The sequence below is a fragment of the Bacillus halotolerans genome (assembly GCF_001517105.1).
Taxonomy (GTDB): Bacteria; Bacillota; Bacilli; order Bacillales; family Bacillaceae; genus Bacillus; species Bacillus halotolerans.
The window spans coordinates 231768-250355 of the sequence record NZ_LPVF01000001.1 but is presented as its reverse complement, the minus strand read 5'-3'; the positions used below and the strand labels follow the sequence as shown (position 1 = coordinate 250355).

General features: G+C 46.0%; 18 protein-coding genes and 1 pseudogene. 9 read left to right on the top strand and 10 right to left on the bottom strand.

Features of this window, described 5'->3' with window-relative positions; translation table 11 throughout:
- The first annotated feature begins 14 nt into the window (after positions 1-14).
- A complete protein-coding gene (locus AU387_RS01130) occupies positions 15-695 on the top strand; it encodes an ABC transporter ATP-binding protein (RefSeq protein ID WP_059334487.1) in 681 nt (226 codons plus the stop codon).
- Positions 696-797: 102 nt separating this feature from the next.
- Here AU387_RS01130 and gerKB read toward each other — a convergent pair whose 3' ends face one another.
- Genes gerKB through gerKA form a run of 3 tightly spaced genes read right to left on the bottom strand, consistent with a single transcriptional unit; the run spans position 798 to position 4786 of the window.
- Positions 798-1922 (bottom strand): endospore germination permease GerKB, encoded by a 1125-nt coding sequence (gerKB, locus tag AU387_RS01125; protein ID WP_059334486.1) that lies wholly within the window; start codon positions 1920-1922, stop codon positions 798-800.
- Between the two features lie 22 nt (positions 1923-1944).
- Positions 1945-3168 carry a Ger(x)C family spore germination protein gene (locus AU387_RS01120; RefSeq protein WP_044161892.1) on the bottom strand — a complete coding sequence of 408 codons (1224 nt, stop codon included), beginning with the start codon at positions 3166-3168 and terminating at the stop codon, positions 1945-1947.
- Positions 3158-4786 (bottom strand): spore germination protein GerKA, encoded by a 1629-nt coding sequence (gene gerKA, locus AU387_RS01115; protein ID WP_059334485.1) that lies wholly within the window; start codon positions 4784-4786, stop codon positions 3158-3160. Before gerKA ends, AU387_RS01120 begins: the two co-directional genes overlap by 11 nt.
- Before the next feature lie 126 nt (positions 4787-4912).
- On the opposite strand from gerKA, the gene AU387_RS01110 reads away from it, so the two are divergent.
- Positions 4913-5134 (top strand): YczF family membrane protein, encoded by a 222-nt coding sequence (locus AU387_RS01110; protein WP_044161896.1) that lies wholly within the window; start codon positions 4913-4915, stop codon positions 5132-5134.
- A 16-nt stretch (positions 5135-5150) separates the two neighbouring features.
- Here AU387_RS01110 and AU387_RS01105 read toward each other — a convergent pair whose 3' ends face one another.
- Positions 5151-6905, bottom strand: a complete 1755-nt coding sequence (locus AU387_RS01105; protein ID WP_082687804.1) for a right-handed parallel beta-helix repeat-containing protein — start codon at positions 6903-6905, stop codon at positions 5151-5153.
- Positions 6906-7184: 279 nt separating this feature from the next.
- Here AU387_RS01105 and AU387_RS01100 point away from each other — a divergent pair, with 279 nt between their 5' ends.
- On the top strand, positions 7185-8663 hold the full coding sequence (locus AU387_RS01100) for a peptide MFS transporter (protein ID WP_059334484.1): 1479 nt from the start codon (positions 7185-7187) through the stop codon (positions 8661-8663).
- Positions 8664-8698: 35 nt separating this feature from the next.
- Here AU387_RS01100 and AU387_RS01095 read toward each other — a convergent pair whose 3' ends face one another.
- From AU387_RS01095 to AU387_RS01075, 5 genes and pseudogenes are all read right to left on the bottom strand, one after another.
- A complete protein-coding gene (locus tag AU387_RS01095; RefSeq protein ID WP_059334483.1) occupies positions 8699-9544 on the bottom strand; it encodes an alpha/beta fold hydrolase in 846 nt (281 codons plus the stop codon).
- A 75-nt stretch (positions 9545-9619) separates the two neighbouring features.
- On the bottom strand, positions 9620-10084 hold the full coding sequence (locus AU387_RS01090) for a pyridoxamine 5'-phosphate oxidase family protein (RefSeq protein ID WP_044161899.1): 465 nt from the start codon (positions 10082-10084) through the stop codon (positions 9620-9622).
- Positions 10081-10308, bottom strand: coding sequence for a phenolic acid decarboxylase subunit BsdD (bsdD, locus tag AU387_RS01085; RefSeq protein WP_044161900.1), 228 nt, complete (start codon positions 10306-10308; stop codon positions 10081-10083). The genes AU387_RS01090 and bsdD overlap by 4 nt, the downstream gene beginning before the upstream one ends.
- 17 nt (positions 10309-10325) lie before the next feature.
- On the bottom strand, positions 10326-11747 hold the full coding sequence (gene bsdC, locus AU387_RS01080) for a phenolic acid decarboxylase BsdC (protein ID WP_024120198.1): 1422 nt from the start codon (positions 11745-11747) through the stop codon (positions 10326-10328).
- A 2-nt stretch (positions 11748-11749) separates the two neighbouring features.
- Positions 11750-12365, bottom strand: a pseudogene (locus AU387_RS01075) (non-oxidative hydroxyarylic acid decarboxylases subunit B).
- A gap of 88 nt (positions 12366-12453) precedes the next feature.
- On the opposite strand from AU387_RS01075, the gene bsdA reads away from it, so the two are divergent.
- From bsdA to AU387_RS01045, 6 genes are all read left to right on the top strand, one after another.
- Entirely contained in the window at positions 12454-13326 is an 873-nt protein-coding gene (gene bsdA, locus AU387_RS01070; RefSeq protein ID WP_044161902.1) for a transcriptional regulator BsdA, read from the top strand.
- Between the two features lie 115 nt (positions 13327-13441).
- Positions 13442-14248: a cystine ABC transporter substrate-binding lipoprotein TcyA gene (tcyA, locus tag AU387_RS01065; RefSeq protein ID WP_044161903.1), complete on the top strand. Its 807-nt coding sequence runs from the start codon at positions 13442-13444 to the stop codon at positions 14246-14248.
- Positions 14235-14939 carry a cystine ABC transporter permease TcyB gene (tcyB, locus tag AU387_RS01060; RefSeq protein ID WP_059334481.1) on the top strand — a complete coding sequence of 235 codons (705 nt, stop codon included), beginning with the start codon at positions 14235-14237 and terminating at the stop codon, positions 14937-14939. The genes tcyA and tcyB overlap by 14 nt, the downstream gene beginning before the upstream one ends.
- A gap of 13 nt (positions 14940-14952) precedes the next feature.
- Positions 14953-15696 carry a cystine ABC transporter ATP-binding protein TcyC gene (tcyC, locus tag AU387_RS01055; protein WP_024120193.1) on the top strand — a complete coding sequence of 248 codons (744 nt, stop codon included), beginning with the start codon at positions 14953-14955 and terminating at the stop codon, positions 15694-15696.
- Between the two features lie 124 nt (positions 15697-15820).
- On the top strand, positions 15821-16468 hold the full coding sequence (locus AU387_RS01050; RefSeq protein ID WP_024120192.1) for a YczE/YyaS/YitT family protein: 648 nt from the start codon (positions 15821-15823) through the stop codon (positions 16466-16468).
- A gap of 104 nt (positions 16469-16572) precedes the next feature.
- Complete coding sequence (locus tag AU387_RS01045) at positions 16573-17247, top strand: 4'-phosphopantetheinyl transferase family protein (RefSeq protein WP_059334480.1); 675 nt, start codon at positions 16573-16575, stop codon at positions 17245-17247.
- Here the strand turns inward: AU387_RS01045 and AU387_RS01040 are convergent.
- The gene (locus AU387_RS01040; protein ID WP_044161907.1) at positions 17242-18576 is read right to left on the bottom strand and encodes an aminotransferase-like domain-containing protein; all 1335 of its coding nucleotides are present in this window, start codon (positions 18574-18576) and stop codon (positions 17242-17244) included. The two genes, AU387_RS01045 and AU387_RS01040, sit on opposite strands and share 6 nt — an antisense overlap.
- Between the last annotated feature and the right edge of the window lie 12 nt (positions 18577-18588).

Here is an 18588-nt window from a genome sequence, read left to right as displayed (position 1 = left end):
AAGAGGCGAAACGAATGAGCTTATTAGAATTTCAACAAGTCGGCTACTGGTATAAAGACAAAAGCCAGCCCTTGTTTCAGGATATCAATATCAGCTTTGAAAAAGGTAAATTTTACACAATTGTCGGCACATCAGGGACAGGAAAAACGACCTTCCTGTCTCTGGCAGGCGGACTTGACGCACCTAAAGAAGGACATATCCTTTATGACGAAAAAGCTGTTTCCAAAATCGGATTGACGAATTTCAGAAATAAATACGTATCCATTGTCTTTCAGGCGTACAACCTGCTTCCATATATGACAGCTCTGCAAAATGTGACAACCGCCATGGAAATCACAGGTTCAAAGGAAAAGAACAAAGAAGCATTTGCGTTGGAGATGCTGGAGAAGGTCGGCATCAATGAAAAACAAGCCCGGCAAAAGGTGCTGACATTAAGCGGCGGACAGCAGCAGCGTGTTTCCATTACAAGAGCGTTTTGCTGTGACACGGACTTGATCGTAGCCGATGAACCGACCGGAAACCTTGACGAGGATACGTCAAAAGAAATTGTGCGGCTCTTTCAGGATTTGGCGCACAAAGAAAATAAATGCATCATCATGGTGACGCATGATGAACAAATTGCAAGGGTCTCTGACACTAACATCAGACTTTCACGAGGAAGCTTTACTGTGACGGAAAACGCCGCAGTCGTCTAACAAAAACGCGCCTCTGCCAGTGCAGACAGGGGCGCAACCTATATCCCCCTTTTATATAGAAGTGAACGTAAAAAGAGCGGCGGCTGCATCCCCCCGCTCTTTTTATTGTTTCTGTTTTTCAGCCTGCTTTGATTTCTCTCTTCTCTTCTTTTTCCAAACAGCGAGGATAAACAGAAATAATGGAAACAGCACTTGAAAGGGCAAATGAATGTACAGCGGCACTACTTTCAGCCCTTCATTTAGATGCTCTGAAAAGTTGGTGGCAATTGCGATAGAGAGGATGAGTATGCCCAGTCCCATTGGATATGCCAACTGTGAAGGATTTTTTTCCTTAAAAAGAGTGGACGCACCCACCACCACCGCATACAGATAGAGGCTGACTTTGAAAAAGCCGCCGATAATCAGTGCCAGCATAAAAAAGATATCAAGCCGATCCAGAAATTCTTCCACTTTGATTGTCTGAATCGTACTTAAAAGCGGAAACTGCGATCGCAATGTCAGATCAACATCAAGCACACTGATATTAATCGCTACGGTAAGCGCCACAATCAATCCGCTGATGACCGTAGCGAGCATCCCCACTTTTTTGACATTCTTGCGATCATTGAGATTAGGGAAAATCATTACAAATAAAACAATTTCACCGAACGGAACGTACATGGTTTGTGTAAAAACAGAATGAATAACAGGGAAAATCCCGTCTGCTAAAACCGGTTTTAAATTTTTCAGATCTATGGAACCCGATACAATGATCAGCACGAGACCGAGCGCACCCAATAGATACATTGCCCCGAAGAGAAGCTCGCCCGCCCGCGCCAGCACTTCAATTCCTTTTCTGACGGCATATATGCTGACCACCATTAGTAAAGCATTCACGATGATAATCGGAGTATCATGGTAAGCAAACGTCAGCAGCATTTCTCCGAAATCACGCAGCACCCGGGCGGCAATATATGCAAAATATAAGATATAAAGAAACGAAAAGAACCAGCTCAGCTTTTTGCCGAGCATATCATCCATGTATTCTTTCGGGGAGAACTCCGGATAGCATTGATAGATCCCCTGATACAAGTAAAAAAGAAATAAACCAACTGCACAGCCTAACAGCACTGCTATCCAGGCATCCCGGCCCGCCATCGTTCCCGGTGTAATCAATAAGGAGCTGCCCAGCTCAAAAATGATCATCATGACAAACAGCTGCCTAATGCTGATTTTGGCTTTTTCCATCTGTCACTACTCCTTTCTTGACCTATTCATGATTAAGCTGGTTTCTGAGCGGATTATTTCGCAGCCCCGTTCTTCTGATATACGTCTCCGCCTTTATATCGACAGGCAGATCAGGCAAATATTCTTTGTCCCATGTATCCCTCATTTTTTTCCACTGCTTCGGATACTTCCTGTATATCGTGTCTCCGAATCCGATAAAGTCGATTTTATGTTCCTTTATCTTTTCAACTGCATGGCTGATTTCCTTTTCCAGCTGTTTATTGAGTGCTTTTTCGATATCGGCTAACACCTTTGGGTCAGACAAATGAAATGGATACTTTACTGCGTCTATTATGCCTTCAACCGTCACGTGAACATGAATGCGGGGACGGCCGTTTCGTATTTCCGGGTTAAGCTTTGTTGTCTGATGCGTGACCTGTAAGCTTACCGCATCTTTTGTCTTCTTCCAATCGGCATTAATAAACGTATGCTGGATTTGATTCTTAAGCCAGACAACCCCAACTTTGTCCTTATCTTCAATCCAATATTTTAAATGGCCTCTTTTATCGAATACCGCCAAACCGTCCGCCTGAAGAATGGCTTGCGGGTCAGTCGCCTGTGTGTTTTCCAGGCTGACTCCTTTTTTATCATCCCCGATCATCCTGTATCCGGGGATCACCGGTGCTTCTGTTGTAATAGCAAGTGTTTTCAAGACATCTTGGATACTGGTTTTAATCACCCGCCCATATTGCGCTTGCGTGAAGTCGAGTGTTTTATTGACTTTATTGGAAGGAATTTTATCAATCGGCGTAAGCGTTTTGACGATATTTTCGGCTTTCGTTTTATGGGCGATGACAATCGTTGCTGTGGTCCTGAATTCAGTATCGCGGTCAAGGTTATCTAACACAAAATTCAAACCTTCCTCTTTCGCCAGCTTTTCACTGATCACGACCAGGTTGGTATGGGCAAAATAAAGCCGCCTGGATATTTTCATAGAGGCTTTTCTGAGCGCTTCCGTCATGTTGTCGCCTACTATGGAATAGACGGATACAGGCGGCCTGTCTCCCGCACCGCCGCCCTGAAGCCCTCCGGCGACGTTTCCGGGATTAATAATCTGAAAGTGCAGTACGTAATTCCCTTCATTTGTCCGATCAATGCCGATTGCCGAAATAATCGCAAGATCTGTCAGCTCACGCTTATCCCAGCAGCCGGGCAGCACAATGATGCTCAAAAGCATGATAACGGCTAGTACACGTTTACGTATCATCTTGATCTCCTTCTCTCAACTCTTTGTTCACCATTCCGCGTGAACCATCCGGCTGAGGACGCTGGTCTTTCCCCTGACGGACCTTATCTTTTTTGCTGATGGATTCGGGCCTTTTCTGGTCGGCCCACCAAGGAACACGGAACAGCGTGTCCTTCACGCCTTGTGAAGAAAAGGGCGCAAGCGGCGACATATAAGGAACACCAAAGGAACGCAGACTGCATAAATGAACAAACATCATAATAATCCCTAGTACCAGCCCGTAAAAACCCATTACGGCAGAAGCAATGATAAACATAAACCGGATGAGGCGGGCAGATATCGCCATGGCAAACGCCGGGGTTGCAAAGCTGGCAATTGCCGTTATGGCAACGATGATGACCATAGCCGGAGACACGATACCAGCCTGAACAGCAGCTTGGCCGATAACTAGCGCGCCTACAATCGAAACAGCCGATCCTACAACCCTCGGCAGTCTGACCCCAGCTTCCCTGAGAATCTCAAAAGCAACCTCCATTGTGATGGCTTCAACAACGGCCGGAAACGGAACGATTTCCCGCTGGGCAGCAATGACGATTAACAGCTGTGTCGGAATCATTTCCTGATGAAACGTCGTGGCTGCCACATAAACAGCAGGTGCGACAAGTGAAATAAAAAAGATAAATATCCGCAGAATTCGTATACTTGTCGCAATGTCAAAGCGTGAATAATAATCTTCAACCGACTGAAAAAATTGAATAAATAAGGCTGGGGCAATCAGAACAAACGGTGTTCCGTCCACAACGATTGCAAATCTTCCTTCTAATAGATTTCCTGCGACGACGTCAGGGCGTTCCGTGTGATACATGGTCGGAAACGTCGTAAACGTTTCGTCTTCGATCAGCTGCTCGATGTATCCGGATTCTAAAATACTGTCAATGTCTATTTTTTTCAGGCGCTGCCTCACTTCCTTCAGCACCTTTTCATCACAAATGCCGTGAATGTACATCAGCGCGATATCCGTATTTGTTACAGAACCGATTTTCATTTTTTCGACCCATACATTGGGATTTTTAATGTATCGCCGAATCATGGAAATATTGGTTTGCAAAGACTCTGTAAACCCTTGGCGCGGGCCCCGGAATGACATCTGGGTGCTCGGCTCTTGTATGGAACGGTACTCTCCCCCCTGGGTGCTGCAGATAAGCGCCTCATCAGAACCGTCCGCAAAAACCAGCGCATTTCCAAGCATCAATTCAGTGAACAGCTTGTCCCAGCTCTTTTCAGCTTTTACTCCGCCCAGCGGAAGCGTTTTTTCAAGGATCTGCTTTATCGCATGGGCGTTTTGGATGGTTTGATCCTGAATCAAAGGCTCGATTAACGATTCATGTATCATGTTATTATCGACCAGACCCGCGATATAAATAATGGCCAGGTGAACTTCATCCTGTTCCCCTGCTTTCACTTCCCGAATAATGACATCAGAGCTGCTTCCGACTTTCTTCTTCATGTCCGCCACATTTTTCGCCAAACTTGAAGAAGCCAGAATCGGCCCTTCTTCTCTCTTCTGCTGATTCTTATCTTCTTGTTTCTGGCTGTCTTTCGTTTCGGTATTTTTCTTTTGCTTAAAAAATGACGGCATACACAAAATACCTTTCCTTATCGTTTTCTCATATTCTTCCTGTCAGCCTTAAGATTATGCATGTGACTGGCGAGCGGGTATAACTCTCTCATAAAGATAGACACTAAAAGCGGAGGGTGATGAAGGATGAAAATATTAGGCGTGACGGCTGTTTTATTAATATGTTTGTTGGTGATTTCAGTTTTCATGGACATGCTTCAAGGATTCAGTTTAGGAAAAGCCATTTATAATAATATGTCCAGCTTCAAGATGACATCGTTTGCGGAATGGATGATGCTATTATTTTTTGTTTTGCTATTGGTGAGAGAGATATTCGTGATCTATAAATCGAACAAAAAGAGCCCCTAGAGCGAGGCGCTTTTGTTCAGACGATCATATTGCCGTTTACCTTATCTCCGTTATTGTTGGTGATGGTTCCTTTGATGATTCGATTTCCGATGATGGCGGAATTGGTTGAGGTGTCCGTTTGAATGGCCACCGCCGTGCTTGCGGAGAGGTTATTGATGGTGTTTCCTGAAATGATAGAGCCTGAGGAGCCGTTGAGATAAATCACAATCGGTCTGCCGGCTGTTCTATTGACTGAAATGGTATTATCAAAAATGTCATGAACGCCGGTGCTGATATAGATGGTCACTAGAAGAGGAGATCTTTCAAAATGGTTTCCGACAATAGAGGTTTTTGCACTTGTCGTACAGTAAACCGGGTAATTTTTAAAGTTTTTAAATGTATTGTTTTTAATGATTGCGCCAGCATTGTTTGTGACAGAAACGGCATACGATTCAAGGGCCGCTTCAAACGCGTCGGGGTTAAGCGTATTTCCTTCGATCAACGCGCTTCCTTGAGCGATCCAAATGCCGCGGCTGAATTTTCTCAGCACATTGTCTTTAATGATCATATCGCCTCCTGAAATATTCACCCCGTCGATGACTTGAATAAGACAGTTATTCAGAAATGCGGTATCATCAGACAGCACCGCTCGAAGGCCGGTACTGCGCCTTGTTTCAGACAGTCCGTTTTCAATCTGGTTGCCGTCTACCTTTACGTCGGAAGACTGATAAACCAATATCCCTGTGTTTTCAAAATTGCTGATTTTGTTGTTCGTGACAAGAACGCTCTTTCCTCTGACATCAATTCCGGTTGAAAATCCGGTAATGAGGTTGCCGGCGATCACTGCATCACTGCTTTCTTTTCCTTGTGAAACACCCAATCCGGTAATCCCGACTCTAGGCGCCGCAGCCGCGTCTTCCGCCCTTCTGAGAATATTCCCCTTAATGACCGTTTGAGTGCCGTACCCATAGCTGATTGTATTGTCTGAGTGGTTTCCTTCTATTGAAATGCCGTACCCGTTAAAATTGGTCACAGAACTTGAAACGTTTCCATGAAAATAGTTATTTCGAATCGAGACATTGAGCGGTTCCTCATAATCAATATTTCCTTCACCATATCCTTCAATGTCAATTCCGAATTTCGGCGCTGTTCCATTTCCCGTTCCGGCATCTTCAATCACGCAGCCCTCCACCGTAACTGTGTCACATCCGGTAATCGAAATGTTATTTCTCCTCGATCGCCGAACCTTACAGCGGCGGATGGTAATGTGCTCTGATGTTCGATAATCGTTATTTGTCTTTAAGCCCCGCGGACTGATAATGATCCCATCTCCGGTAAAATCAGAAATGTTGACATCATCAACGACAACATTTGAACACCCTTCAATACAAATGCCGAAGCCCCATTCATGGGTTGACCTTATCCCCGCGGACGCATACGTATGCTCGTCGCGCTCGCCGATAATTTGTCCACCGGAAATGGTTATATTCTCTTGCTTGCCTACATAAAATGCAGAATACCCCCAGGAGCTGTTCGGAATGACTTTGATGATACACTCAGAGTCCATGACAATATGAAGATTGCCAGGAACAATAATCCCAGCGTTGCGAAACACCTGATTCGCATCCCCTCCAAGCGTCCCGTCAATTAAATATGTTCCTTTCGGGAACCAGACTGTATGGTACCCCTTTGAAACAGCCGCGCTGAGGCATTGATTAATCAGTTCTGTCGAATCCGTTTTTCCGTCCCCTGAAATACCGAAATCTGCTGCATTCAAGATGAATTCAGCCAATGATCCAACCTCCTCCCGCATGATTGTTACCATGATATTCGCGGCAGCCCGATCTGCTTGTACATTTCTCTAAAATTTTATTAAAAAAGTATAAAGAAATACTATCGTTAGAAAATGTAACAATATGAGACATAAGAAACAGAAAAAACTCACTGTTTTCTACCTTTATAGTTTTTCCATTCTGGAACTTCTTGAAATGAGTATAATTTATATTGACACAAGTATTATATAAGAATATGATTTTTATAATACACTTTTTTAAGAAAGGGTTTGGCTGACATGGCTTCGATTGATAACGAAAGTATCATTAAAAGCGTCCCGCAAAAAGGGTTCTTTGGTCACCCGCGAGGACTATTTACACTATTTTTCACCGAATTTTGGGAGCGTTTCTCTTACTATGGAATGAGAGCAATCTTGCTTTACTATTTGTATACAGAGACGGTAAACGGAGGGCTTGGCTTTGACAAAGGCACTGCGGTTGCCATTATGTCGATTTACGGATCACTCGTATACATGTCCACTATTATTGGCGGATGGCTCGCTGATCGGGTATTCGGTACCGCAAACACCGTGTTTTACGGCGGCATATTTATTATGTTCGGCCACATTGCACTCGCCTATCCGGGCAGCGCGATAGCATTCTATATCAGCATGGTGCTTATCATTATCGGAACAGGCTTATTAAAACCAAACGTTTCGAGCGTCGTTGGAGATCTTTACACGAAAGAAGACCCGCGCCGCGACTCAGGTTTCAGTATTTTCTACATGGGGATTAACCTCGGCGGTTTACTCGCGCCGTTAATTGTCGGAACACTCGGACAGAAGTACAACTATCATCTCGGCTTCGGAGCTGCCGCGATCGGAATGCTTCTTGGACTTATCGTATTTGCTTTGACAAGAAAGAAAAACCTCGGGCCTGCAGGTTCAAATGTGCCGAATCCGCTGTCTAAAAAATCTGCAATCGGCACCGGAATCGGTGTTATCATTGTGGCGATCGCAGTGATGATTTCTGTACAAACAGGCGTGCTGACGATCAACCGTTTCATCGACCTTGTAAGTATTCTCGGTATTTTGATTCCTGTTATTTATTTCATCATCATGTTTACAAGCAAAAAAGCGGACAAAACAGAAAAATCTCGTCTTGCCGCTTACGTTCCTTTGTTTATCGGTGCTGTCATGTTCTGGGCCATTCAGGAACAAGGAGCGACCATTCTTGCGGTATACGCTGATGAACGCATAAGACTTTCATTGGGCGGAATAGAACTTCAGTCATCTTGGTTCCAATCATTAAACCCCTTGTTTATCGTCATTTTCGCACCAATTTTCGCATGGCTTTGGATGAAGCTTGGCAAACGCCAGCCGTCCACACCAGTTAAATTTTCAATCGGAATTATTTTAGCCGGATTGTCATTTATCATTATGGTATTCCCGGCTATGCAAGGGAAAGAAGCACTCGTAAGCCCGCTGTGGCTCGTTCTCAGCTTCCTGCTTGTCGTGCTTGGAGAGCTGTGCCTGTCACCAGTCGGTTTATCCGTGACAACAAAACTGGCGCCAGCTGCATTCTCTGCACAGACAATGAGTATGTGGTTTCTGACGAACGCAGCAGCCCAGGCGATCAATGCCCAAGTAGCCGGGTTGTTTGATAAAATACCTGAAACAACGTACTTCGGTACCATCGGCTTGATTTCTATCATACTCGGCGGCATTCTGCTGCTGATCTCACCGATCATCAAACGTGCGATGAAAGGTATCTTATAATAAAGAAAATCCCGCAGATCAGCTCTGCGGGATTTTTATTTTTCTATCCATTCCATTAAGCTTTGCCTGAAGGTCTGCGGTTCCTCCAGCATCGGCTGGTGCCCGCTCTTTTCAAAGATGACCTTCTTCACATGCGGATATATACCGTCAATGGCATCCCACAATGATACAGGAGCAACCAAATAGTCATATCTGCCTAAACCGATATAGACAGGAACATGAACGTCTGCTAACCGCTGTATGAGGTTCATCTGCGCGAATGTATGTCCCCATAATTCATCTATGATCGGCATATTGGTGTCAACACCTTCCCATAAAGCTGCCGCATTCGCCCTCTCTTTATAAAAGCTTTTCGCTTCAGCGCGAATGCACATGTGCACGAAACGCCTTTCAGGATCTTTTTCTATGTCACCTGCTAAACTTGCAATATCTTTTTCGAAACGTTTCTTTCTCTCAGGGCTGGCTGTTTCCCTAAAAAACGCTTCACTGTCTCGCTGTCTCTTTTGACTGTTATCAGGCGCTGAATTGAGGAGCACGGCCTTTCGCACATGCTCAGGGTACTTTCTGGCGTATTCTAATGCCATAAACGCATGCCCCGAATGTCCCATGATGATAAAATCCTTAAGCTGAAGATGGCGTCTTATCGCTTCAATATCGTCCAAAACTGCATCCAGGCTTTGATCTTCCGGCCGCAGCGCCCGCGCCGGCTTGGCAAAACCCCTGTGATCGGCAAATATCCATTGATATTTCTGTTTGATATCCTGATGAAATAGACGCGGGTAGTAAACCGCACTGCCGATCACGAGAATCGGCGCGCCCTCTCCTTCAATACAATAAGATAAATCAAAACCGTCTGAATAACAGATCCCCTTTGTGCCCATTCCTCACGCCCCCTTTGTCTTTATATGGTTCATTATACTAATAAAAGCCTGACGCATGGCGTCAGGCTCTTTCGTTTATCGTTTTAATTCCTCAAGCGTTGCTTCCCATCTGTTCAGCACCTCTTCAGCATTGTGAAGCTGTATCCTGACGCCGGAAGTTATATCAGCGTACTTTGCAACATCCTCCTTAGCTGAAGCGATACGGCAGGCAAAGCGCTCCCTGTCATAGACCGCATCATTCAGCGGCGGGAGCGGCTCACATTGCAGTTTCACGTAATGAGCGGCTCCTTTCCACCATGCAGTAAGCTGGGCTTGTCCCGTGCGAAGAATATTTCCCGCGGTCTCTGTGTTTTTCCACAGGGCGATCCGGATATCCGTCCGATTCAGGGCGATGACTTCTCCGGCGCTGATCATAGCGGCATGCGGCCAGCCGTCCTCCGATACCGTTTGCAGAACGAAGGCTTCATGCTGCTTTTCTTTCAGACGTTCCCCGTCAAGCAGCTCAAAGAGACGGTCTGATAGTCGGTTCACGCCGATCAGGCCTTTCGTTCCGGAACAGCGGGAACTTCAACCGCTGTTTCTGTTTCTTTTGGATCGATTTTAAAGGCCGGATTATATTTTTCCGGATTTGTAATACTTTCCGGTTCACATGATCTCCATGTAAAAAAACATGTTTGGCATTGATAGACTTCCCATGCTCCTTCTACAGGCGATTTGCTCATGACTTCTCCTTTTTTCGAATCGCATCGAGGACATGTATGCATGTCGAATCATCCTTTCCTTATTTATTCATCAAGTCCATTAGTTTTTGTTCCCATTCTTTTGTTGTTAATGGAGAATCAAGCGGCTGTGAATAATGGCCTCTTGTTTCCGGCGCAACAGGCGTTGTGGCATCAAGAATCATTTTGTGCGTGATTCCTGATGGATTTGATCCCGGGTCAAGCGGCAGGACAGATAAATCCGGTATAATGACCGCATCGTGTTTCGGGTGCATTTTTGTAGAGAGCGCCCACATGACCTGCGGCAGGTTGAATGGATCGACATCCTCGTCGACAACGATAACCATTTTGCAGTAACCTAGTCCGTGCGGGGTTGTGAGCGCGCGCATGCCGACCGCTTTCGCAAATCCGCCATAGCGGTTTTTTGTTGATACAATCGCGATTAAACCGTGTGTGTACATGGCGTTCACAGCCACAATTTCATTCGGATACGCTTCTTTTAGCTGCTGATACAGCGGCACACAAGTATTAATGCCAATCATGTAATCACATTCTGTCCACGGCATGCCTAAGTATAAATGTTCAAAAATCGGGTTGTTTCTGTGATACACGCGGTTAATTTTGATAATCGGCATGCTGCGTCCGCCGGAATAGTGCCCTGTAAATTCACCGAATGGCCCTTCATATTCACGTTCTCCGGCAATGATTTCTCCCTCGAGCACAACTTCTGCTCCCCATGGAATATCAAGGTCAGACAGCTTTGATTTTACGATGCGGTACGGTTCTCCTTGGATTGCTCCCGCCATTTCGTATTCGGATTGATCATAGAGAAGCGGAGTGGATGCCGCGGTTGTAATGACCGGTTCACATCCGAGCGCAATCGTGACCGGAAGATTGATGCCGCGTTCTTCAGCTTGGCGCAGATGGATCGCAATATCGTGCTGCGGCACAGGCTGAATACCGAGGCGGTCTTTTCCCTTTACCTGCATTCTGTATATGCCGACATTTTGTTTGCCGAAGTTGTCAGGGTCCTCAAGGTCGCGGGAGATGACGCATGCTTTGTCTAAATAGTAACCGCCGTCTCCTTGGTTAATCCTGAAAAGAGGCAGGATATCGAACAAATTGATGTCCTCTGTGATTTCATTTTCATGAAACGGCGCTGTTTCTTCGCGTTTGACCGGCATCGGAAACTGTTCATATCGCTTCGCAAATTCAAAAAACTGCTCTTTCACCGGTGTATCTTTCGGCAGTCCCAGCATCATCGCGTGGTTCGGCCAAGAGCCGATGACATTCATCGCGATTTGCGCGTTGTTGTAGCCGTAAATATTGTTAAATAACAGTGCAGGGCTTTTATCGCCGAGGTTGCTGGCTGCCCGTGCAGCTGCTCCCAGATCAGGCTCAGGCTTTACCTCTTCATTCACCGTTAACAATTGTCCCTCTTTTTCAAGGGCAGCGAGAAATTCTCTGAAATCTTGATAAGCCATCATCAAGCTCCTCCTTTTTGTTTTTCAATTCCATTCCAGCGCTTTGCCTCAGAAAGGCGCAGGCCGAATTGGTCCAACGTTCTGAATACAATATGGTCGACCATTTCTTCTAAGCTGCTCGGCTGATTATAAAACGCCGGCATCGGAGGAAGAATAATCGTTCCCATTTTTGTGAGTGCAAGCATATTTTCGAGATGAATCTGGTTCAAGGGTGTCTCTCTTGTTAAGAGAACGAGCTTTTTCCGCTCTTTCAGCATGACATCCGCCGCGCGAGTCAGCAGATTATCCGCCATCCCGGTGCGGATGCTCGCAAGCGATTTCATACTGCACGGCGCCACAATCATGCCATCGGCATCAAACGAGCCGCTGGAGATGGCCGCCGCCTGGTCCTTGTGCGAGTATGTGTATGTGGCCAGCTTTTCAACTTCTTTTAACGTGTAGCCTGTTTCATGTTTGATGGTAACGTTAGCCCAAGGAGACACAACGAGATGGGTTTCCACTTCCGCTACCTTCAGCCATTCTAATAGCCTGACACCGAAGATAGCCCCAGTTGCCCCTGTCATTCCGACAACGAGTTTCAAATTTCGCCCCTCCTTCACGCTTGAATTCTGTCTTCATTTCAATCATACTCCTGATATATCCATATGAAAAATATTTGTTAAATCTATAATCAATACCTAAAAGGTATATAAAAGGAGGCCCTTCTTTGGACATTCGTCAGCTGCGATATTTCATTACCATTGCCCAAGAACAAAAAATCACCTCTGCCGCCAAAAAGCTCCATATGGCGCAGCCGCCGCTAAGCAGGCAGCTCAAACAGCTGGAGGATGAGCTGGGTGTTGTATTGTTTGACCGTAATAAGAAAAAACAAATGACTCTTACATATGAAGGAAGCATTTTTCTCAAAAGAGCCAAAGAGATTCTGCACAGGTTTGAAGATGCGGTCATTGAGGTACAAGAGCTGAGGGAGGAGGTTGCCGGCACGCTGGCTGTGGGTTCGACGATTTATTGCGCCGCTCTTATGCTTGAGAAAGTGACGCAAATGAAAGAAAGATATCCGCACCTCACCTTTAATATTTGGGAGAACGAACCGGCAACGCTGTTAGAGCTGCTGGAAAGCCGGCAAATCGACGCAGCTGTCACGACAACCATGATCAAAAGCGATACCGTCCAATTTAAAAAGCTTGACGACATTCCATGTGTGCTCGTTCTTTCTGATGATGCCGGGTATACATGCGGAGACACCATTCAAATGGAGGATATCCCTTCTTTCCCGCTGATTCTGCTGCGGCCTGTGAACGGAAAAGGCGTTTATAACCAGGTCATGAATGAATTTCAGCGTCTTCAGCTGGAGCCGCGTATTGTTTGTGAATGCCACGACTCAGCAACACTGCTCAGTCTCGTCTCATCAGGATTTGGCGCGTCCATTCTGCCCGTCACCATGATTCCTGTTCATATGAGAAACCACATTCACACAGTTAAAATCGAAAACAATCCCTTCGTTATGACACCGGCTGTCATGTGGAGAACTGACAGTTATTTGCCAAAACCGGTACAGCAATTTTTGAATTTATTTTAAGTGTTTTTGTCTCATGAAAACCAAATACTTGACTCATACTAAAAAAAAGTTATCCTTTAGATTTGTAAGCTATTTTTTCATTTCAACAAAATTAATCAGAAAAGTGGGGAATAGAATGAAAAAAGCACTTTTAGCTTTATTCATGGTCGTAAGCATTGCAGTTCTCGCAGCTTGCGGAGCAGGAAATGATAATCAGTCAAAAGATAACGGAAAAAACGGCGATCTTTGGGCTTCGATTAAGAAAAAAGGCGTACTGACAGTCGGTACAGAAGGAACGTACGAACCGTTCACTTATCATGACAAAGACAATGACAAGCTGACTGGCTATGACGTGGAAGTCATCACAGAAGTCGCAAAACGCCTTGGACTGAAAGCCGAATTCAAGGAAACACAGTGGGACAGTATGTTTGCCGGCCTGAATTCCAAACGGTTTGACGTCGTTGCCAACCAAGTCGGAAAAACAGACCGTGAAAACCAATATGACTTCTCAGACAAATACACAACATCAAGAGCCGTTGTCGTGACGAAAAAAGACAACAACGATATTAAGTCTGAAAAAGACGTAAAAGGAAAAACGTCAGCTCAATCACTGACAAGCAACTATAACAAACTAGCTACAAATGCCGGCGCGAAAGTAGAAGGCGTTGAAGGCATGGCGCAGTCCCTTCAAATGATCCAGCAAGGCCGCGTCGACATGACATACAACGATAAGCTTGCCGTATTAAACTATTTAAAAACATCAGGCAACAAAAACGTAAAAATCGCGTTTGAAACAGGCGATCCGCAGGAAACGTATTTCACGTTCCGTAAAGGAAGCGGCGAGGTTGTCGACCAAGTCAACAAAGCATTAAAAGAAATGAAAGAGGACGGGACTCTTTCTAAAATCTCTAAAAAATGGTTCGGCGAAGATGTTTCTAAATAATATACCGGCACTGACGCTTGGCACGGCGATCCCGTGGGATCTGGTGCAGCAGTCATTCTGGCCGATACTTTCAGGGGGAATCTACTATACGATTCCCCTTACGATTCTTTCCTTTATATTCGGAATGATACTGGCGCTGATTACGGCGCTTGCCAGAATGTCGAAAGTGAGACCTTTGAGATGGGTGTTCAGCGTATACGTATCCGCCGTACGCGGCACGCCACTTCTCGTTCAATTGTTCATCATTTTCTATCTGTTCCCGGCCTTTAACATTACACTAGATCCTTTTCCAAGCGCAGTTATTGCCTTTTCCTTAAACGTCGGCGCCTATGCATCTGAAATCATCAGGGCATCTATTTTATCCGTGCCGAAGGGGCAATGGGAAGCTGGCTATACCATCGGCATGACACACCAGAAGACGCTGTTCCGCGTCATTTTGCCGCAGGCGTTTCGTGTGTCGATCCCGCCATTATCCAATACCTTTATCAGCTTGATCAAAGATACATCGCTTGCATCTCAGATTCTCGTCGCTGAGCTGTTCAGAAAAGCTCAGGAAATCGGCGCGCGCAATCTCGATCAGATTTTAGTCATTTATATTGAAGCGGCCTTTATTTATTGGATTATCTGCTTCTTGCTTTCGCTCGTCCAGCATGTCATCGAACGGCGTCTTGACCGCTACGTGGCCAAATAAGGAGGTTCCGAGTATGCTTTCCGTTAAAGGATTAAACAAATCATTCGGTCAAAATGAAATTTTAAAAAAGATAGATATGAAGATAGAAAAAGGAAAAGTCATCGCTATACTTGGGCCTTCCGGTTCAGGGAAAACGACGCTGCTTCGCTGTCTGAACGCGCTGGAGATCCCGAATCGCGGGGAGCTTGCATTTGATGATTTCTCCATCGATTTTTCAAAGAAAGTGAAGCAGTCGGATATCCTTCAGCTCCGCCGGAAATCGGGAATGGTGTTTCAGGCGTATCACCTCTTCCCTCACCGGACAGCCCTTGAAAACGTCATGGAGGGTCCTGTTCAGGTGCAAAAACGAAACAAAGAGGAAGTCAGAAAAGAAGCGATTCAGCTTCTTGATAAAGTCGGATTGAAGGACAAAATGGATTTATATCCGTTCCAGCTTTCCGGCGGACAGCAGCAGCGCGTCGGCATCGCCCGCGCACTGGCAATTCAGCCTGAGCTGATGCTGTTTGACGAACCGACCTCAGCGCTTGACCCTGAGCTTGTGGGTGACGTACTGAAGGTTATCAAGGATTTAGCCAATGAAGGCTGGACCATGGTCGTTGTTACCCACGAAATCAAATTCGCCCAGGAAGTGGCGGATGAAGTCGTCTTCATTGACGGCGGCGTCATCGTGGAGCAGGGGCCGCCTGAGGAAATTTTCTCTGCTCCAAAAGAAGAACGGACCCAGCGGTTTTTGAATCGGATTTTGAACCCGTTGTAAAACCCAAAACAGGGCGCCTGCCGGCGGCCCTGTTTTTTTGTTGAGCCCCTTTCGCCTATTCCGCCCTTTTGTCAGATATGCTACAATGACAATCGATTGATTTTTACGAAAGAAGGGACTTCACGTGAAGCGAGAACTTGTTCTGCGCTGGACATTTTATTTTGCCGGTCTGCTTATTTTGTCTTTTGGTGTATCCCTTACGATAGAAGGAAAAACGCTGGGGATCAGTCCGTGGGATGCATTTCATTACAGCCTGTTTCAGCACTTCGGGCTTACCGTCGGCCAGTGGTCCATCATTATTGGAGCGCTCATCGTCGGATTCACGTCTTTGTTTACGAGGGCTTGGCCAAAAATCGGGGCGATCCTGAACATGGTGCTCATTGGTGTTTTTATAGATTTTTTCAATTTTCTTCTGCCTGCCCCCTCCACCTACACAGGCTCCGTCATCGTCTTCTCTCTCGGCGTGCTGCTGATCGGCTACGGCGTCGGTGTTTATGTATCAGCGGGCCTTGGCGCGGGGCCGCGTGATTCACTGATGATGCTGATTACAGAAAAAACCGGCTGGAATGTGCAATGGGTGCGGAACGGCATGGAAATAACAATTTTGTTTGCAGCATGGGGCATGGGCGGTCCGATCGGTTTAGGTACAATTTTGACCGCCATCCTCACCGGTATCATTTTGCGCTTTTCATTGCCGCAGTCAATCCAGCTGCTGAATTATGCTGTGGCAAGGCGGACAGCCGCTGTGAAAGCAACTCCGCCTATACACTAAAACAAAGCCGCTTCGGCTTTGTTTTTTTATTTTCTCCTCTATATGAGTCTTGTTGAAGTATGATAGGATGGTTTTGACAATCTTTTGCAGACGGAGGATCTAGAATGAAAATTTACGGAATTTATATGGACCGCCCGCTTTCACAGGAAGAAACGGATCGGCTGATGTCTTTCGTTTCCGCTGAAAAACGGGAGAAATGCCGGAGATTTTATCATAAAGAAGATGCTCACCGCACCCTCCTGGGAGATGTGCTTGTTCGCTCTGTCATCAGCGAGCAGTACCAGCTGAATAAAGCCGATATCCGATTCAGCGCGCAGGAATACGGGAAGCCTTGTATCCCTGACCTCCCCAATGCCCACTTTAACATTTCCCACTCCGGCCATTGGGTCATCGGCGCGTTTGATTCAGATCCGATCGGCGTCGATATTGAAAAAATGAAGCCAATCAGCCTCGGGATTGCCGAACGTTTCTTTTCGAAGAACGAGTACAGCGATCTTTTATCCAAACATAAAGACGAGCAAAACGATTATTTTTATCATCTATGGTCTATGAAAGAGAGCTTTATTAAGCAGGAAGGCAAAGGCCTATCGCTGCCGCTTGACTCCTTCTCCGTGCGCCTGCATGAGGATGGCCGAGTATCCGTCGAGCTTCCGGAACACCATACGCCTTGCTTTATCAAAACGTATGAGGTAGACCCCGGCTATAAAATGGCCGTGTGCGCCGCCCGCCCTGATTTCCCGGAGAACATCACGATGATCTCGTACGAAGCGCTTTTATAAATGGCTCATCAGCAGCTTAATGCCGCGTTCAATATCTTCAGTCTTCACATTGGAAAGATTGATTTTTAATAGATTTTCTTTCGGATAATCTGATAAATAATGGCGGTCAATCGTTTCAAGAAGGACCTCTTGTTTTTTCATCTTTTGAATCACTCTTGATGCCGGCAGATCCTCAGGAAGCACCAGATGGGTATGCATGCACGGGGCCTGGCCGCTGGAAAATAGAAAGCGGCCGCGGCTCGATTGTCCGTGAGTTTGAATGGCTTCATGAAGCCTGAGGGACCGTTCCTTATAGGAATTTCTGATTTTCTCCTTGTGCCTGCCGAACATTCCGCTTTTAATGTAAATTTCTAACGCGGCTTGGGAAATCATCGAGCAGTCAATGTCGTTCAGCTTTTTGTACGTAAGAAATGTGTCAGTCAGCGCATCTGGCAAAACGGCGGCCCCCACGCGAAGGCCGGGAAATATCATTTTTGAAAAGCTTTTTAAATAAATCACATGTGAGGACAGATCATATGCGTACAGCGGGTCTGCCTTTTTATTTTCCTCGAGATCACCGAGATAGTCATCCTCAACAAGATAGACGTCATAGGCTTCCGCCAATCTTACCAGCTCTCGTTTGTCCCGTTCGGCCAGTGAGCTCCCAAGCGGGTTATGGAAGCGTGGCATCGTATAAAAAAATTTGATCGGTTCTGTTTGAAACAGCCGCTCGACTTCCGCTAAATCAAGCCCCTGCTCCGTTCTTTTTATCCCGAATGCGGGGATGCCCAGTGTCTCCACTTGTTCAATCATCAAATGATAGCCCGGCTGTTCAATGGCGATCTTCTCTTTCCCATTGGGGAACGGCATTGCACATAGCAGGGATAGCGCCTGCTGGACGCCGGATGTGATAAACATATGACGCTCGTCCGCAAATACCTGCTGATCAGCAAACAGCTTTTGCAGAACACGGATGAGCGACGGGAGGCCCTTCGGCGTTCCGTAGAGAAACAAATCATGCTTGTATGTATCAATCGCTTTGTTGATGCAATGCTGAAAATCCACATACGGAAAAATATCAGGGTCCGGCGCAGACGTTGCAAAGTCGATTGGGCCTGACTTGCCGTTATGCGGCTTTCTCGTTTTTTTCACAAGATAATAACCGCTTTTCGGAACAGAATAGATGAGATGGCGTTTTTCCAGCTCTTGCAGCGCGCGGATCACCGTGCTTTTGCTGACTTGATAGCGGGCGGACAGCTGCCTGATGGAAGGAAGCCTGTCTCCTTCTTGATAGACACTGCTTTGCATCATTTCCTCTATCTGTATTAAGAGACTGATATACTTCTCCATTCTTTCTCCCCC

Coding starts and splice junctions, on each gene's coding strand:
- AU387_RS01095 (WP_059334483.1), bottom strand. CDS start 9,544: ATGGGCACAAAGGGGATCTGTTATTCAGACGGTTTTGATTTATCTTAT.
- AU387_RS01100 (WP_059334484.1), top strand. CDS start 7,185: ATGGCTTCGATTGATAACGAAAGTATCATTAAAAGCGTCCCGCAAAAA.
- tcyA (WP_044161903.1), top strand. CDS start 13,442: ATGAAAAAAGCACTTTTAGCTTTATTCATGGTCGTAAGCATTGCAGTT.
- tcyC (WP_024120193.1), top strand. CDS start 14,953: ATGCTTTCCGTTAAAGGATTAAACAAATCATTCGGTCAAAATGAAATT.
- bsdC (WP_024120198.1), bottom strand. CDS start 11,747: ATGGCTTATCAAGATTTCAGAGAATTTCTCGCTGCCCTTGAAAAAGAG.
- gerKA (WP_059334485.1), bottom strand. CDS start 4,786: ATGCCGTCATTTTTTAAGCAAAAGAAAAATACCGAAACGAAAGACAGC.
- AU387_RS01120 (WP_044161892.1), bottom strand. CDS start 3,168: ATGATACGTAAACGTGTACTAGCCGTTATCATGCTTTTGAGCATCATT.
- tcyB (WP_059334481.1), top strand. CDS start 14,235: ATGTTTCTAAATAATATACCGGCACTGACGCTTGGCACGGCGATCCCG.
- AU387_RS01045 (WP_059334480.1), top strand. CDS start 16,573: ATGAAAATTTACGGAATTTATATGGACCGCCCGCTTTCACAGGAAGAA.
- AU387_RS01040 (WP_044161907.1), bottom strand. CDS start 18,576: ATGGAGAAGTATATCAGTCTCTTAATACAGATAGAGGAAATGATGCAA.
- bsdD (WP_044161900.1), bottom strand. CDS start 10,308: ATGCATACATGTCCTCGATGCGATTCGAAAAAAGGAGAAGTCATGAGC.
- AU387_RS01110 (WP_044161896.1), top strand. CDS start 4,913: ATGAAAATATTAGGCGTGACGGCTGTTTTATTAATATGTTTGTTGGTG.
- gerKB (WP_059334486.1), bottom strand. CDS start 1,922: ATGGAAAAAGCCAAAATCAGCATTAGGCAGCTGTTTGTCATGATGATC.
- AU387_RS01130 (WP_059334487.1), top strand. CDS start 15: ATGAGCTTATTAGAATTTCAACAAGTCGGCTACTGGTATAAAGACAAA.